Raw genomic sequence first — 15620 nt, forward strand, 5'->3', positions numbered from 1 at the left:
CAAAACCGCCCGCCAGCATTTGTCAGGCCGGCTGCATTGCACCGCCATTGACCGAGGGCGCATTCGCTTTGCTTGCAGCGTGCCCTTCATTCTCCATGGTCGCAATCCAATTCACGATCAGCCGGTCGCAGATTGTCGAGAACGGCCCGGCCGCCATCTTCAGCATAAGGCCGTTGAGAAAGCCCGGTTTGGCGGTCACATCGAAGACCATGCGGATTTCCGTGCCACCCGTGACCGGGCTGAGCGTCCAGACACCTGATAACTCGGCAAAGGGGTAAGGATAGTCCTCGGCCTCGGTGTGAACACGGAATGCAAAGCCTTTGCCCTGCTCCCACATTGTACAAGTCTCGTTCCAACCTCGCCCCTTCTTGTCGTAACATCTGCGGCGCAGATCTGCGCCTGCCCCGGACAGGACTTCCACCCGGGAGATGTTGTCCGCGACATCCGCGTAGGCTTCCTGATCGCTCATAACAGACCAGACCCGGTCCGGTGCCGCCTTGGTGGTGCCCGTCGCGGTCATATGAAGCTTCCGGCCCGTAAAGCGGGCTTCGACTCTGTTCGAGCCTTGGTAGAGCACGGAAAGGCCGATGGCCTGTTCGATGGCGAACACAGCGACAAGCACCGCGATACCGCTGACAGCCCAGAACCCGGCAGTTGAAAACAGGTCCGGCATGAAGATCATCAGATCAATGCTTGCAAGGACCCAAAGACCATCAAGTACAGTGATCGTCCAAACCGTTTTGCGGCCAATCATCGGCCGGCTCGCGGCCCAGAAGACCAGTCCGGCAAACAGAATCAGGCCGATGCCAAGTTCCATGACCAGCACCGGCGCTGCCAGGCGCAGAGCGGCATCCGGTTCGGACAGGACAAGCGTTGCGATGGCTCCCGGTGCAAGCAGGCAAGCTGCTCCCGATAACAGTGAGAAAACGCCGTTGGCCGCGAGTGCCAGACGCACCGGCCGTGCATTCGATTGATATCGCGTCATAACCGTTCCTTTCGACTGGTTGATGCATGGCCAAATCGTAGAAAAAGCACGTATGCCGGCAACTACCCCGCAGGTAGTTGTTTTCGCGTCGGGCAGCGGCAAGAATGCCGCGTTGAAGGAGACGAACCCATGCAGACTGAAGAATTCCCGCGCATGCTGAAATCCTGGCGCGCCCGCGCCAATGTCAGCCAGCTGGAGCTATCGATGCTGTGCGATGTCTCTCAAAAGCACATCAGTTTCATCGAGACCGCCCGCTCATCGCCAAGCCGCGCGATGGTGCTGCAGATATGCGAAGCACTCAACGTACCGCTTCGGGACCGCAACGGGCTGCTTGTTACCGCCGGTTTTGCGCCTGAATTCCGCGAAAGCGCGCTCAGCGAACCTGAAATGGCGGAGGTCGACAAGGCCCTCGACATGATGCTGTCACATCAGGACCCCTTCCCTGCGATGGTTGTTGACGGACTCTTCAACGTGCAGCGCGCAAATCTCGGCGCGATAAAGCTCCAGTGCTTTCTCTATGATGTTGATCATCCCGAGGACTTGCCGCCCGTCGCCGGCAATATGATGCACAGCCTCTTTTCGCCCGACGGCATACGCGACCATATCGCCAACTGGGACGAGATCGCACCGTTCTTTCTCAAGCAATTGCACGCCGAGGCGCTGGCTCACCGCACTGCTGGACCGTTTTCGGATCTCGTTCGCACGCTTGAAAGCTATGACGGCGTTCCGTCCGACTGGAAGAGGCATCAGCCCAACCACTGGCAAGCACCCATCCTGACCGTCGACATCGACAAGGACGGCAAACGTCTCAGTTTCTTTTCCACCATTGCAACGCTTGGAACGCCGCGTGACATCACCCTGCAGGAAATGCGGATCGAATCCTATTTTCCGGCGAATGACGCCACCAGGCGCTTTTTTTCCGATGCCTAGGGCAGTTTGAACTCGGGATTGTAAATCAGGCCGATCGCGTTGCCCCACGGATCGGTGACGGCTGCGACAACGATCTCTCCTCCTACATTGGTGGGCTCTTCTATCGTCTCTGCCCCCATGGCGTTGAAATGCGCCACCGCTTTGGCGGCATCCTCAACACCCCAATAGGTGAGCACATTGGCCGCTTTGGCGGCTGCGGCCATATCGTCTTCCAGCAGGCCGAGCTCGTAGCCGGCGATATTGAAGCCGACATAGAACGGCTCGTCGAAATAGGGTTTTGTGCCGAAAGCGTCGCTGTACCAGCGTTTTGCTTCCTGAAGATCGGGAACCTTGTAGATTGTCGTGCGAAGGCCGAGGAATTTGACGGACACTGCTCTTCTCCTTCTTTGACGTGAATCGAGTCACTCCAGTCTAGTAGCAGACAGATCAATTGTCCCGGCCAATACCGGCCCAAAAACAATTGCGCTATGGCAAGTAAGATGCTCTGTAGGCGCGATATCAAGCATTCCAGCAAAGCCCGGACATGACCCCGTCAGACATTTCTCCCAGTTCCATTCGTGCCGCCCGTGACGCCCTGGAAAATCGCATCATTCGTACGCCGATGCTGCCGCTTCGCCAGCAACCGTTTGCGCATCAGATCGGTGATGGCATTTCGGCATGGATCAAGCTTGAACTGTTTCAGCATGCGGGATCCTTCAAGGCACGCGGCAACCTGCTCGGCATTGAACGGCTAAGCCGCGATCAGCGCGCATCAGGTGTCATCGCGGCGAGCGGCGGCAACCATGCGCTGGCAGTGGCCTGGGCGGCGGCCCAAAACAAAGTGCATGCAAAGCTGATTATGCCCCGCGCCACCGACCCGCTGCGTGTCGACGGCTGCAAATCAATGGGCGCCGAGGTTGTGCTCGTTGATGACATCGCAGCCGCCTTTGACGTCATGAACCGGGATGCCGAAGCTGACGGTCTGACCGTCATGCACCCGTTCGAGGGCGAACATATGACCCTTGGTGCGGCGACGCTCGGCGCGGAGATTGTGGAAGACCTGCCCGATATCGACTGCATGGTCGTCGCCGTTGGCGGTGGCGGACTGATCGGCGGTGTCGCCGCGGCCATCGCTCAGGAGAAACCGGATTGCGAGATCATCGGGGTCGAACCGTTCGGAGCCGACAGCCTTTCACAGAGTTTCGAGCAGGGTGAGCCAGTGCGCATCGGCACAGTCGACACGATTGCAGACAGCCTGGGATCGCCCACTGCGCTCCCCTACTCTTTCGCCGTCGCCCGCCGTTATGTCAGCCGGATCGTGCGGATTGAAGACAAATCGATGCTGGAAGCCATGGCGCTGTTGCGCGACGGATTAAAGATCATCGCCGAACCGGCCTGCGCCGCTTCACTGGCGGCAATCATGGGTCCACTGCGCGATTCCCTGTTGGGGCGCAATGTCGGCATCCTTGCCTGCGGCTCCAATATCGGACAGCAGCGCTTTTCTGCTCTGCTGGGCGAGGACTAGAGAGTTTTCTTCGCCCATCGCCGGGTTGTTCTGATCCATTCCAGCGTACGCGCCTGCGGATTGTCGTTTGTGACTATATCGGTCACCACGGCAGCGATGTCCGCACCGGCATCAAAAACGCCGTGAAGGCGTGACGGATCGAGTCCTCCGATCGCAACGAGAGGTATGTCTCCGATGCGCTGTTTCCAGTCCCGGATACGGTCGCAGCCTTGCGGGCGCCAGGGCATCTTCTTCAGCCGGGTTTCATAAACGGGCCCGAGCGCCACGTAGTTCGGCTGGACAGCCAGAGCTGCTTTGAGCTCGCGACTATCGTGGGTGCTGACACCGACGCGTATTCCGGCAGCGCGGATGGCGGATACGTCCGCTCCGGCCAGATCCTCCTGGCCGAGATGGATGTAATCGCAGCCCTCTTCGATTGCGAGACGCCAGTAATCATTGAGAATCAGCTGGCAGCCATGGTCGCCGCATACCTGTTTGGCCGCCGCAATGTCGCGCCGCATATCTGCCTCGGACATGTTCTTCATCCGAAGCTGCACCAGCCGCACACCGAGCGGCACCAGCCGTGCAATCCACTCGGCATTGTCCACAACAAGGTAAAAGGGATCGAGCTTCATGAGAACGCCGCCATGCCAATGACCGGGGTTGAGGGTACCGCTGTATCGCGCGGTTCGAGGACACCGGCGTGCCAGGCTGTTCGTCCTGCTTTGACGGCAGCCGAAAATGCGCGAGCCATATAGACAGGGTCATTGGCGCGGGCAACCGCAGTGTTCAGTAGTACGGCATCATAGCCAAGTTCCATGACACAGGTCGCATGGGAAGGCCGGCCGATCCCGGCATCGACAATCAGCGGCACATCGGGGAAATGCCCGCGCAGGGACCGCAGGGCATCCGGGTTCGACGGTCCCCTTGCCGATCCGATGGGCGCACACCAGGGCATCAACACCTCGCATCCCGCATCGAGCAGACGCTCTGCGACCACTAGGTCGTCGGTCGTATAGGGAAATACATCAAAACCGTCCGCAGTCAGGATGCGCGCTGCCTCGACCAGCGCAAAGACGTCGGGCTGCAACGTGTCCTGATTGCCGATGATTTCGAGCTTGACCCAGGGTGTGCCGAAAATCTCGCGCGCCATATGGGCTGTCGTGACCGCCTCCTTGATGCTGTGACAGCCGGCTGTATTCGGCAGAACCGGAACATTCAAAGCCTTGATCAGCGACCAGAAGCCGCCTCCGGAGTCACCCGCCGGCGAAGCGGAGACCGTTTCGCGCCGCAGGGACACAGTCACTGCGGCAGCGCCGCCAGCCCGGACAGCGTCGGCCAACACATCCGGCGACGGATAGCGCGCCGTGCCGAGAATGAAGCGGGACGAGAGCTTTACGCCGTAAACTTCAAACATATCAGCCTCCCTGCATGGGTGAGAGAATTTCGACCCGGTCGCCGTCACTCAAAACGAATGAGACGCGCTCTTCACGCCGGATCAGTTCGCCATTGACGGCTGTTGCCAGCCAATCGCCTTCATAAGAAAATTCGCTGAGCAGCACATCCAACCGTCGCGCATTGGCTTTGACCGGCTGGCCATTGATCACGATGTCGATCGTTTCCATGTCAGGCTGCCCTCCCGGTCAAGGCCAGACCGGCGGCCCGCGCGGCCATCGCCGGCGCCAGAAGAAAACCATGGCGGTAAAAACCGTTTATGCTGATTGTTTCGCCGTTTCGGGTTACGCGCGGGAAGTTGTCGGGGAAAGCAGGACGCACACCGACACCAATCTCCTCGATGACGGCTTCGCCGAATGCCGGATGCAAGGCATAGGCCGCGTTGAGCAATTCCATCACGGATCGCGCAGTCGCAGGCCCTGCCGATGCGCTTTCGATCATGGTAGCGCCGATCATAAAGAGGCCATTACCGCGCGGGACGACATAGACCGGGATGCGCGGATGCAGAAGTCGGACCGGTCGGGACAGTATCAGGCCATCGACGCGCAGCAGCAGCATTTCACCACGCACGCCGCGCAGATCCGTGTGGCTACAGTTGAGCCCGGTGCAGTCGACAATCCGGTCGTAATTATCCTCGGGCGGCACAATGCTGCCGAGGTGAAATATGCAACCCGCATCGGTCAGCTGTCTTTGCAGCTCCTGCATCGCCGCTCGCGGGTCCAGGTGCGCCTCATCAGGAAAGTACAAACCGTCTGCAAAGCGCTCCGCCAGGTCGGGTTCCAGCCGGGCAATGGATGTCGCGTCTATCCTTTGATGGCCGCTGGAACGCCCGGCAAAGTGTCCAAGCTCGGCGCGATCCCGTACCCGTGCGACCACAAGGGTGCCGTTGGTTGATACGTGCCCGGGAAGTGCTTCGCTCCACCATTGCGGAGCCGTGCCGCCAAAATCAACGACACCTTGCCCGGCCGTCTCCGCCTCGCACCAGGGCGCAAGCATCCCGCCGGCAAACCAGGAGGCTGCGCCGCCCACCCTGTCGCGTGTGTCGATCACCGTGACCGACGCGCCGCGCCGGCAAAGTTCCCAAGCCGCCGTCAGGCCTGCCACGCCTGCGCCTTTGACCAGTATCCTCACAACCGGCACTCCAGGCATGACGGCCGGGATCGTGTCCGGTTTCGAAAATATAACATTGGTGCCTCCATCGACCTTTTCGGACGATCCAGAGACGCAGGTTGCGGATTGCTGAAAACGCTTCCAAAAAACAGGGTGCAGGCCCCGAAGCGCTTGTACCGTCCCTACGCCAGCGTGAACTGGATCAGGTTCAAAGGGTCACTGCGCCGCGATTGCCAGCAGTCTCTCAGCCCCTTGCCGGGACTCCCCTGGTGAATGACCAAAGAAGACCAAGGCAAGGCCGCATTGTCAAGCGCACAGTTGCCGCTTTCCGGATCAGGCGTATCACGTGGTGGCAGCCTTAAGAGCCGGCCGAGCCGTGATCGGGTTGCAGTGCGGCCCGTGCAGCCGAAACAATGGAAATCCATTCCGCAAATTCACCGAGACTTAGAATAAGCGATGCTCGACTTTGCCCGCGCTTCAAATCATTTTCGTCATAGAAACCAGTGCCCTGTGCAGCAAGGATGCCTTCCTCAAGGGGCCAACATCGAGCAGGGCATGTTTGTGCCGCACAACGACGCGGAAAGACCGCTTGGAGACGACATGAAGACTTTCAATGAAGAAACCGTTCTTTCGGTTCATCACTGGAACGATACGCTTTTCAGTTTCAAGACAACCCGCGACGCAGGGTTTCGTTTCCGCAATGGCGAATTCACCATGCTGGGGCTTGAAGTGGACGGACGCCCCCTGTTGCGTGCCTATTCCATGGCCAGTGCAAACCATGAGGAAAATCTGGAATTCTTCAGCATCAAGGTGCCGGACGGACCGCTGACTTCACGGCTGCAGCATCTGAAAGAAGGGCAATCCATTCTCGTCGGCACCAAACCGACGGGCACCCTGGTCACCGACCACCTGCTGCCCGGCAAAAATCTCTATCTTCTGGGAACCGGAACAGGCCTCGCGCCGTTCCTCAGCCTCATCAAGGACCCGACCGTCTATGAGTCGTTCGAGAAGATTGTCCTCGTTCACGGTGTGCGTTTCATCAAGGACCTGGCCTATTCCGATTACATTGCCGGGGAACTGCCGGCCAACGAGTATTTCGGCGATATGGTGCGCGAGCAATTGACCTACTACCCGACGGTGACCCGTGAGCCATATGTCCACAACGGGCGCATCACCGAGCTGATGGAAAGCGGCAAGCTGTTCGACGATATCGGCCTTCCACAGATCGACAAGGACAACGACCGGGTCATTTTGTGCGGCGGTCCGCAAATGCTTGAAGACACGCGGTCTTTCTTTGAAGCACGCGGTTTTACGGAAGGGACGCGCGCCAATGCCGGAAGCTTCCTGATCGAAAAGGCCTTCGTGGAAAAGTAAGCGAGCCACGGATAAGGCAGGGCGGCCACAAGGCGGACAAATTTCTGTAGATGCTTGCGCGGCCCGTTCAGAAACCGCACAAGCCCCCCATGCCTGCCCTGCGACGAAAACACCGGTTCATCCTAGCCTTTGCCGCCGCATTGTTCGCCGCCCTCGCAGCGGCTTATGCGTCTGCACCCTATCTTCCCCGCCTCGCCGCCGAGGGCTATCCGTCAGATCGTTGGCCGTCGGCGGGATCCCACTTGGTTGTGAAGGGTGTACAAACCCCGATCCTGCTTCAAGGCGAGACCACACCGCCAAGCGAGCGGGCCACGGCATTGTTTACGGACAATGGCGGACGGGCCCTGCTTGTGTGGCAAGGCGGTGATCTGCGGTCGGAATTCTACGACACCGCCGCAGGTCCGGATACGCGCTTCAACTCGTTTTCCATGGTGAAATCCCTTGTCGGAGCGCTTGTCTTACGGGCGCATGCGGAAGGCCTGATTGCCGAATTGTCCGACCCGATCGGACGCTATCTGCCTGATATCGGCGATGCGGGGCTGCGCGCGGTGCCGATCGAACGCTTTTTGACCATGCGAAGCGGTGTGACTTTCGAAGCCGGCACAAAGGTGCCGGTCGGCTTCAGCGGCCATAAGGAAGGGGCCGTCGAGTTCAACCCGTTCGGGCCGATGGTCCGGTTGCATATGCTTGGTCTTGGCGCCGTATCAAACCGGCTACACAGCGAAAACGGCAGTTCCCCGGCCTTCAACTATCAGAATGTCAACACCGCTATTTTGGGGCATTTAATCTCTACGCTTTACGCACAACCGCTTGAGTCGATCGTTTCGGAGAAGATCTGGCAACCGAGCGGTGCCGGCGATGCGTTCTGGCGCAGACCGTCCGAGGACCTCCCGGTGTCGGCCTATTGCTGTCTCTACGCAACGGCACGAGACTGGGTAAGGGTCGGTGTTTTCATGCTTCAAAACGGGACAGATGACGCACCCTTCATGCCAGACCAGCTTTGGAAACAGTTCTTCGGGTCCGATGTGTCGAGTGAGGAACGGCATGCCGGAACCTATGGCACCCATGTTTATCAAAACGTCCTGGACCGGTCAGGAGAGCCCCTTCAAGGGCCGTTCACCTATATGATGGGCCGAGGGGGCCAGATTACCTATATGATGCCGGAGCGGAATCTCGTGGTTGTGCGCTTCGGCGAGCGCATCCCGTTGCTGCACTCGACACTCTATGCGGCCTGGGACAGTGTTCCAAGTAATGAGCCAGTTGGTCAGACAGCGGGCAAGGCAGGCTCCAAAAACTGAGAGCGCTGCTCGGTTTACGATGAGATTTCAAAAGCCGCCAAGGGATTCCTCAGTGTTGTGTCAGCCCTCCAGGCGAACCCAGTCCTCCGGGACGATATCGGGATTGTGTGCCGAGGGGTCGGCAAACCAGCGGGCTGGAGCGACTACAAGCTTTTCGGGCGACGGATTGAGCCAGGCGCCCCACCATGAAAACGAGCTGTTTGCCACAACGTGGTGACGGCAGGCCGACATCAGCCGCAAATCCTCGTAGTTCTTCGCGCCATTGTGGCTGACGATCCGCATTTCGTAGGGCAGACGCAGATTGTCTGCGACCCAGCCCGGTTCATCGGAAAACACATAAAAGACCGGTTCCTGCCCCATCGTGCGGGCAATCAGGCTTGCTGCATTTTCATAGTATGCAAGCGAGCAGATGCCGTGCACCGCATTGGCCTTGGGGTCGCTGACATAGTCCCCGCGCCGGATATGCAGAGACGCGGCCGGCGTGATCATGATCTCGTCAAACAGCCTCGCATTCGTTTCATCCGGCTCGGTCTTTACCGACAGCTCCTTGCGTATTTCTTCTTTGAAATCCGCAAAGAACCGTTCCGATTGCCAGTATCCATGCAGCCAGACGTCTGCAGGCAACCCGATAATCTGCGGATCGAAGGCGGCCCCGTTCTGGCGTACAAATTTTGGCGGCAATCCCAATCCACGCCATAAAAGATAGCGCAGCTTCTGTTTCTTGCTTGGCGGCAAGTCGCGATCCGGAACCTTCGCGTTAACGATGTTGAGATGATGCAGCCCGGGCCTTTGTCCGGGGCCGGCAACAAAATCACGGGTATCGAGAACGATCTCGCTACCGGTGCGCAGTGCCAGTGCGCGCCCACAGGCATATTGGAACATCTGGTTTCCCAGACCTCCGAAGATACGGACGTAGATTTTGCCGGTTTTGATCACGTCGAATCAGGACGTGTTTGACCGCATGTCGCCCTATACGTCATGCGCACGATTGCTTCTGAACAGAATCCTTTTTTCAATCGACAGCTTCCACCCAACCGGATAATGGCCCCTGCCCTCAATAGCCGATTGGCACAGAACAGAAAATAGGAATCAGGATACGGGCGCGACGTGTTGATCAGTCGCGCAAGTTCCGGGCGGATGCCACTAGCAGATCTGCTGCAAAGGAGGCGGCGATGGCGGCGCCCTCGTCATATTTTGCCTTGTTCGTGGCCACCATCAACAGTTTTTCCGCGAACTCTTCATCGCTGGTCGCCTGCTCACAATTGCCGTGGGACAGCACATTTCTCATTGCCATGCCATTGCTGCAGACAATCGGCTTTCCGGCAAAGACCCCATCCATGATCATACCGGATCCGCTGAACTGGTAGCGGCTCACATTATAGGGCAGCAACAGGATGTCGGCATCCAGGACCAGCCGCCTGAAACGCTGTTCAGAAAGGCCGCTACCGACAAAATCGATTGTGATATTCGGATTTGCGAGCCGATTGAAGCGTGTTTTCAGTTCCAGGGACAACCGGCGCAGCCGCTTGGTTCCAACGGCCTGATACAAAAAATGTATCCGCAGTTTCTCCGAATGCCGATCGGTCAGCCGTCCCAGGTGTTTCATGATCGAGGGAATGCGATAGCTTCCCTTCTCGGACCTTTGCCGCCCCAGAACGCCAATGGTCGTCACATCCTCAAAGCCTCTTTTTCCGGCCTCGATATCCGGATCGTCCGGCAAGATCGTACAGGGCAGATTAAGCTGGCCCGCAATCGGCAGGCCGTATCTGTCTTCGAAATGGGCCTGCAGTTCTTCGGCTTCGGTGAGAAGCTTGATTTTACCGGATTGGCAGGCGTTGCGCAGCCTATCAAGGAAAACGTCCGAGCAACCGGACAGGATGTCGGCACTTAAAATGCGCAGCTTAGCTGTCGGAGAGTCTTCATCGGCATGTTCTTCGTAGTACGCCATGAGCGCTTCGATCTCATCCGGGCCAGCCGACGGCACGAGTATGAGATCGGCTTGCGTGAGACCCGTTGACAGGACAGCTTCCTTCAACTCGGCCCCGAAATGAGCGCCCCTGGGAAGAACCGGCATAATGTTGAGGTCATCGATTTGACCTGACAGGCCAAAACCGTAGCGGGTGGCAATTGCAATCTCGCTTTGCGGCAATAGCGATTGGACTGCCTTGATCTGGGTGTGCTCGTGCCCGTCCAGCGATTCCAGTTGCGGCTGCACCATCAAGATTTTTTTGGGATCCCGGATGCCTGTCATGTCGCCTTTGAATATCTGGTTGTGAGCATTGCCGCCGCGAGACCGCAACAGAACCGCACCGCCCCGTCGGGACCTCGCGCCCACCATTATCAAACGCCGCCCGATTAACAAGCATTCACCTGAAAATACAGCGATCCGCGACAGGCGCACGTTCACATTCGCTGGCCGATCCTGTAATAGCCGCGATAGTTTTGACAGGTCATTGTCACTCCATAGGGCGCCACGACGTTGAAATCCTTATTCAAACGATGGTCAAAGTCGTATCGAAAACGGCAACGTGTGGAATCGCTGCGGCGCGACGCCCATCGCAAACATGCCCTTTTGAGCTATTTGAACGAAGGTATCCGCCTTGCAGAAGATGATCCCTTTTTCGACGGGCACACCAATAAATGGGAATGCCGGGAGATCGCTCATATTCTGTTCGATCTCGGGTACAATGTGGACGTCATACACTACCTGAATGATAGTTTCTTGCCTGCAAAGCCCTATGACGTCGTCATCGATCTTCACGGCAATCTACCAAGGCTCGCGCCACATCTAACGCCTGATTGCCGGATGGTCCTGCATGCAACCGGCTCTTACGTGCCCTCCATGATGGAGGCTGAGGCGCAACGGCTTGAGGCCTTGAAACGCCGGCGCGGCATAAAGTGCAGACCGAGGCGTATATCCGATGGCGATGCGTTCAAGGCATCGATCGAAGCAAGCGGACACATAAGCCTCATTGGCAACAGGACCACGCTGTCGACCTATCCCTTGAATGCACAGTCGAAAATAACCTGTATCAACCCGTCACCCTCCAGAACAAAAGCCGTTGATCGATCGTCGTTGCCGGAGCAGCGGGAGTTCATGTGGCTGGGCGGCGGCGGTGCCGTATTGAAGGGGCTCGACCTGCTGCTGGACTGTTTTGTACGGCGTCCCGATCTGCACCTGCACATCGTTGGCGGCGTTAGCGGTGAACGCGATTTTTCTGCCGGCTATGCAACGGAACTGTTTCAGACCGACAACATCCACTACCACGGTTTCATGGACCTTGCCGGTGACGAGTTCAACACATTGGCGGCCCGGTGCGTCAGCGTGTTGAAACCTTCGGCTTCAGAGGGCATGTCGACGTCGGTGACAACAGCAATGACGATCGGCCTTTATCCCATCATCTCGAGGCAAACCGGAATTGATCTGCCCGATGGCGCCGGCATTTATTTGCGGGAACTGACCTGTGACGCCATTGACGAAGCAATCGACCGATTTCTCCTGCTGAGCGATGAGCAATTGCTTGACGATTTGGCCAACATCAAACGCTATGCTCAAACGCAATACTCGAGGCAAGCCTTCTCAAGCCAGTACAGAAGCTTTCTGACCAACACCGTTGGCGTCTAGAACCTCAACCCTTCGGCAAAACCACAGTGGCGGTCAGGCCACCCTGCTCCCGGTTCGTCAGTTTCAAAGTTCCGCCATGGGCGTGAATATTTGAGCGGGCGATGGCAAGGCCAAGACCGATGCCACCTGTCTCCTCGCTGCGGGAATCTTCCAGGCGCAGGAAAGGCTCAAAAACCTCGTCGAGCCTGTCCTCCGGGATGCCCGGACCTTTGTCGGAGATTGTGATACGGACCGAGCGTTCATCGTCGGAAAGTCCGATACCGGCTTCACCGCCGTAACGCACGGCGTTGTCGATGAGGTTACGCAATGCGCGCTTGATGGCAAGCGGACGGCATGTGACGATGATGCGGCCGCTGTTTTCAGACAGGCCTCCATCAAACTGTACGGGTTGGCCCATGTCCTGGTAATCGGTGACAATGGCGTCGAGGAACTCACCCAGATCGACGCGACTTTGCTGTTCTCCACTCGCCTCATCACGGGCAAAGGCCAATGTGGCCTCCACCATGCGCTGCATCTCGTCAAGCGTCTGGATGATGCGGTCTCGGTTTTCCTCGTCCTCGACAAATTCCGCCCGGATGCGCAGCGAGGTGATCGGTGTGCGCAGATCGTGGCTGATGGCCGCGAGCATCTTGGTGCGGTCCTGCACGTATCGGGTCAGGCGTTCCTGCATAACGTTGAAGGCGTGGATGGCGCTTCGAACCTCATGCGGCCCGGCTTCTGCAACCTGAAGACCTTCAGCCCCGCGGCCAAGCTGATCGGCGGCGTCTGCCAGATTGCGCAGAGGTTTGGTCAGCCGGCGCACGGTGAATCCGACGATTACAATCACGGCAATGGCCATGATGCCAATGGATGCGAAGACACGCTCAAGCGAACTGCGCTGCATATTCAAGCTGGAGGCCATGTTCAGCCAGCGCCCGCTTTCCAGTTGGACGGACATGGCGACCACCAGAGGAACCCGCCGCGTCGCGCTCTTCTTTTCAGGCCGATCTGCGCGCGGCTTTCCGCGATGATAGCGCGGTATCTCGATATTCGGGCCGACCTGCGTTCGCACGTCGCGGTCCTCGCCGATTTCATCCGTCAGCGCCCTTCGGATGCGCTGGTCTGTCCGGTTCTCGCCGCTTTTTTCCAGCGCCGGTCGATTTGATATCCAGTAATGGGAAAGCGGGCTGGATGCAGCCCGTCGAAGCTGGTCGTGCAATTGCGGCGGCGTATCATCAAGAAGCTCGACGAGCGCGGCCGTACGCGCAACCACGCGCCCACCCGCCAACTCGATCAATGCGACCCGCCGCTCATCAGTGAAAAGCCACAGAGTAAATATCTGCGATACCACGAGCGCGATCAGAATCAATCCGATCAACTGACCTGCGAGCGTGCGGGGCCAAAGGGTGATGCGCTGCCAGATCATGAGTCCGGATCCCGAACATCGGCCGTGAACGTGTAGCCGCCGCCCCAGACCGTCTTGATCAGTTCGGGGTTCTTCGCGTCCCGCTCGATCTTGCGGCGCAGCCGGCTGACCTGGTTGTCAATGGAGCGGTCAAAGACATTGGGTGTGCGCCCGCTCGTCAAATCGAGCAATTGATCGCGCGAAAGTACAGCCTTCGGTCTTTTAAGAAAGGCGACCAGGAGCTGGAACTCACCGGTCGACAACGGAACGATGACATCATCCGGACCGATGAGATGGCGCCTGGAGAGATCAAGGACCCAGTTCTCAAAGGCGAGCCGTTCGCTTGTCACGGGGTCGCGTTCTTTCGGAACGAGCGCCGTACGGCGCAGCACAGCCTTGATGCGCGCCAGCAATTCGCGGGGATTGAACGGTTTGGTCACATAGTCGTCGGCGCCGATCTCCAAGCCGACAACCCGATCCGTATCCTCCGCCATGGCGGTGAGCAGGATGACGGGCGGACCACCCTTTTCAACCAGGTAACGGCAGAATGACAAACCGTCCTCTCCAGGCATCATGATATCGAGAACAACAAGATCGACCGATGCGGCGGTCAGAGTCTTGCGGGCCTGGGCGGCGCTGTCGGCAACTGACGCACGCAATCCGTTCTTGACGAGATAACGCGCCAAGGTTTCGCGAATATCGCGATGGTCGTCGACGACCAGGATATGTGCGCTCGTGTCGTTCATGCGCGATCTGCCCGGTGTTGGAGGCGATACAGCCTCCTTGTAATCAGAGACTTAGCCCTTTGATTGCCCATGATGAAATGGAAAGTGTAACAAAGTGTATCAATCGCGCGCCTTGCGACAGTTGGCGACAAAATGGGGGCTTTACGGTCGTAGTTTTGCGACAACCCGGACCTAGCTTCAGGCTATCGCAACGAACCGAAAGGACAGGAACGATGAGCACCCCCAAGAAAATCCTCGTTTCCCTTATGGCCACCTCTTTCCTCGGCGCAAGCCTTGTACCGGCCCTCGCACAATCCGGAACCCCGGGTAACAAACCCGTCGCAGAGAAGCGCATGGCTCATGCCGGTGCCGGCAAGCACGGCAAGCGCCAGCGCGGCGCGATGAAGCGCGCCTTTGAGCGCTACGATGTCAACAAGGACGGCGTCATCACGCAGGAAGAAGTCGACGCCGTCATTGTCGAACGCTTCAATGCGTTCTCCGGCGACGATGATACGATCTCGCTTGAGGACTTCCGTGCCGCGTGGCTCGATCAGTCGAGAGACCGCATGGTCAGAGCATTCCAGCGCCTCGATCGCGACGGCGACGGAGCCATCTCCGCCGAGGAATACGATACGGCCTCGGAACGCATGTTCAGCCGGCTTGATCGTGACGGCGATGGTGAACTGACCCGTCCTGCCAAGGGCGATCAAGCCAAGGCCGGTGGCAAGCACGGCAAAAAAGGCAAGATGGCAAAACGCGGCGGTCCGCGTCACGGCCAGGGCGCCGCCCGGCTGATGGAACGCTTCGACACCGACAAGGACGGCAAGATCACCCGCGCCGAGTTCGATGCCGTTCGCGCAGAAATCTTCGGCGGCGCCGATGCCGACGGCAACCAGGCCGTATCGCTCGAAGAGTTCACCACGATCTGGCAGGGCATGAACGACAACCGGATCGTCCGCGGCTTCCAACGCTATGACGCCGACGGCGATCTGTCGATCACGCTCGAAGAGTACACAGCGGGCAATGCAGACTTTGTCAAAAAGCATGACCGCAATGGCGACGGCGTCGTCACCAAGGCGGACATGAAAGGCGGCAAGCACAAGGGCAAGCGCTCGGGTCAGCACATGAAAAAGGGTAAAGACCGCGCATCCATGCAAAAACCAATGAAGCCGGTTCAGCCTGTCCAGCCTGACACGCAAGGCTAACAGGTCAGACAGCACAACAGTTGCTTGAATGGAGACAGCCCGGCTG

General features: G+C 58.4%; 16 protein-coding genes and 1 riboswitch. Of the genes, 6 read left to right on the top strand and 10 right to left on the bottom strand.

The window, feature by feature from the left end; all coding sequences use genetic code 11:
- Positions 1-22 precede the first annotated feature (22 nt).
- Positions 23-985 (bottom strand): SRPBCC family protein, encoded by a 963-nt coding sequence (locus tag OQ273_RS10275; protein WP_267990403.1) that lies wholly within the window; start codon positions 983-985, stop codon positions 23-25.
- A 129-nt stretch (positions 986-1114) separates the two neighbouring features.
- Here OQ273_RS10275 and OQ273_RS10280 point away from each other — a divergent pair, with 129 nt between their 5' ends.
- Positions 1115-1915: a helix-turn-helix domain-containing protein gene (locus tag OQ273_RS10280; RefSeq protein WP_267990404.1), complete on the top strand. Its 801-nt coding sequence runs from the start codon at positions 1115-1117 to the stop codon at positions 1913-1915.
- Here OQ273_RS10280 and OQ273_RS10285 read toward each other — a convergent pair.
- On the bottom strand, positions 1912-2286 hold the full coding sequence (locus tag OQ273_RS10285) for a VOC family protein (RefSeq protein WP_267990405.1): 375 nt from the start codon (positions 2284-2286) through the stop codon (positions 1912-1914). The genes OQ273_RS10280 and OQ273_RS10285 overlap by 4 nt on opposite strands.
- A gap of 152 nt (positions 2287-2438) precedes the next feature.
- On the opposite strand from OQ273_RS10285, the gene OQ273_RS10290 reads away from it, so the two are divergent.
- Complete coding sequence (locus tag OQ273_RS10290; RefSeq protein WP_267990406.1) at positions 2439-3419, top strand: threonine ammonia-lyase; 981 nt, start codon at positions 2439-2441, stop codon at positions 3417-3419.
- Here OQ273_RS10290 and OQ273_RS10295 read toward each other — a convergent pair.
- Genes OQ273_RS10295 through thiO form a run of 4 tightly spaced genes read right to left on the bottom strand, consistent with a single transcriptional unit; the run spans position 3416 to position 6002 of the window.
- Positions 3416-4033, bottom strand: a complete 618-nt coding sequence (locus OQ273_RS10295; RefSeq protein ID WP_267990407.1) for a thiamine phosphate synthase — start codon at positions 4031-4033, stop codon at positions 3416-3418. The two genes, OQ273_RS10290 and OQ273_RS10295, sit on opposite strands and share 4 nt — an antisense overlap.
- A complete protein-coding gene (locus OQ273_RS10300; RefSeq protein WP_267990408.1) occupies positions 4030-4815 on the bottom strand; it encodes a thiazole synthase in 786 nt (261 codons plus the stop codon). Before OQ273_RS10300 ends, OQ273_RS10295 begins: the two co-directional genes overlap by 4 nt.
- 1 nt (position 4816) lies before the next feature.
- Positions 4817-5014, bottom strand: coding sequence for a sulfur carrier protein ThiS (gene thiS / locus OQ273_RS10305; RefSeq protein WP_267993073.1), 198 nt, complete (start codon positions 5012-5014; stop codon positions 4817-4819).
- Between the two features lie 10 nt (positions 5015-5024).
- Positions 5025-6002: a glycine oxidase ThiO gene (gene thiO / locus OQ273_RS10310; RefSeq protein WP_267990409.1), complete on the bottom strand. Its 978-nt coding sequence runs from the start codon at positions 6000-6002 to the stop codon at positions 5025-5027.
- A 122-nt stretch (positions 6003-6124) separates the two neighbouring features.
- Positions 6125-6241: riboswitch (TPP riboswitch) on the bottom strand.
- Between the two features lie 322 nt (positions 6242-6563).
- Between thiO and OQ273_RS10315 the strand changes: the two genes are divergently transcribed.
- Positions 6564-7337 carry a ferredoxin--NADP reductase gene (locus tag OQ273_RS10315; protein ID WP_267990410.1) on the top strand — a complete coding sequence of 258 codons (774 nt, stop codon included), beginning with the start codon at positions 6564-6566 and terminating at the stop codon, positions 7335-7337.
- 89 nt (positions 7338-7426) lie between these two features.
- Entirely contained in the window at positions 7427-8635 is a 1209-nt protein-coding gene (locus OQ273_RS10320) for a serine hydrolase domain-containing protein (RefSeq protein WP_267990411.1), read from the top strand.
- A 60-nt stretch (positions 8636-8695) separates the two neighbouring features.
- On the opposite strand, the gene OQ273_RS10325 is transcribed toward OQ273_RS10320, so the two are convergent.
- Complete coding sequence (locus tag OQ273_RS10325) at positions 8696-9571, bottom strand: alpha-1,2-fucosyltransferase (protein ID WP_267990412.1); 876 nt, start codon at positions 9569-9571, stop codon at positions 8696-8698.
- Positions 9572-9749: 178 nt separating this feature from the next.
- A complete protein-coding gene (locus OQ273_RS10330; RefSeq protein WP_267990413.1) occupies positions 9750-10886 on the bottom strand; it encodes a glycosyltransferase family protein in 1137 nt (378 codons plus the stop codon).
- 279 nt (positions 10887-11165) lie between these two features.
- Here OQ273_RS10330 and OQ273_RS10335 point away from each other — a divergent pair, with 279 nt between their 5' ends.
- Positions 11166-12260, top strand: a complete 1095-nt coding sequence (locus OQ273_RS10335) for a glycosyltransferase (protein ID WP_267990414.1) — start codon at positions 11166-11168, stop codon at positions 12258-12260.
- Between the two features lie 4 nt (positions 12261-12264).
- Here OQ273_RS10335 and OQ273_RS10340 read toward each other — a convergent pair whose 3' ends face one another.
- Both OQ273_RS10340 and OQ273_RS10345 read right to left on the bottom strand, forming a co-directional pair.
- Positions 12265-13665 carry an ATP-binding protein gene (locus tag OQ273_RS10340; protein WP_267990415.1) on the bottom strand — a complete coding sequence of 467 codons (1401 nt, stop codon included), beginning with the start codon at positions 13663-13665 and terminating at the stop codon, positions 12265-12267.
- Positions 13662-14390 carry a response regulator gene (locus tag OQ273_RS10345; protein ID WP_267990416.1) on the bottom strand — a complete coding sequence of 243 codons (729 nt, stop codon included), beginning with the start codon at positions 14388-14390 and terminating at the stop codon, positions 13662-13664. The genes OQ273_RS10340 and OQ273_RS10345 overlap by 4 nt, the downstream gene beginning before the upstream one ends.
- Positions 14391-14602: 212 nt before the next feature.
- Between OQ273_RS10345 and OQ273_RS10350 the strand changes: the two genes are divergently transcribed.
- Positions 14603-15574, top strand: coding sequence for an EF-hand domain-containing protein (locus OQ273_RS10350; RefSeq protein WP_267990417.1), 972 nt, complete (start codon positions 14603-14605; stop codon positions 15572-15574).
- Positions 15575-15620 lie beyond the last annotated feature (46 nt).

This window comes from Hoeflea prorocentri (assembly GCF_027944115.1).
Taxonomy (GTDB): domain Bacteria; phylum Pseudomonadota; class Alphaproteobacteria; order Rhizobiales; family Rhizobiaceae; genus Hoeflea_A; species Hoeflea_A prorocentri.

Coding starts and splice junctions, on each gene's coding strand:
- OQ273_RS10340 (WP_267990415.1), bottom strand. CDS start 13,665: ATGATCTGGCAGCGCATCACCCTTTGGCCCCGCACGCTCGCAGGTCAG.
- OQ273_RS10350 (WP_267990417.1), top strand. CDS start 14,603: ATGAGCACCCCCAAGAAAATCCTCGTTTCCCTTATGGCCACCTCTTTC.
- OQ273_RS10330 (WP_267990413.1), bottom strand. CDS start 10,886: ATGACAGGCATCCGGGATCCCAAAAAAATCTTGATGGTGCAGCCGCAA.
- OQ273_RS10295 (WP_267990407.1), bottom strand. CDS start 4,033: ATGAAGCTCGATCCCTTTTACCTTGTTGTGGACAATGCCGAGTGGATT.
- OQ273_RS10320 (WP_267990411.1), top strand. CDS start 7,427: ATGCCTGCCCTGCGACGAAAACACCGGTTCATCCTAGCCTTTGCCGCC.
- OQ273_RS10290 (WP_267990406.1), top strand. CDS start 2,439: ATGACCCCGTCAGACATTTCTCCCAGTTCCATTCGTGCCGCCCGTGAC.
- OQ273_RS10345 (WP_267990416.1), bottom strand. CDS start 14,390: ATGAACGACACGAGCGCACATATCCTGGTCGTCGACGACCATCGCGAT.
- OQ273_RS10300 (WP_267990408.1), bottom strand. CDS start 4,815: ATGTTTGAAGTTTACGGCGTAAAGCTCTCGTCCCGCTTCATTCTCGGC.
- OQ273_RS10275 (WP_267990403.1), bottom strand. CDS start 985: ATGACGCGATATCAATCGAATGCACGGCCGGTGCGTCTGGCACTCGCG.
- OQ273_RS10315 (WP_267990410.1), top strand. CDS start 6,564: ATGAAGACTTTCAATGAAGAAACCGTTCTTTCGGTTCATCACTGGAAC.
- thiO (WP_267990409.1), bottom strand. CDS start 6,002: ATGCCTGGAGTGCCGGTTGTGAGGATACTGGTCAAAGGCGCAGGCGTG.
- OQ273_RS10280 (WP_267990404.1), top strand. CDS start 1,115: ATGCAGACTGAAGAATTCCCGCGCATGCTGAAATCCTGGCGCGCCCGC.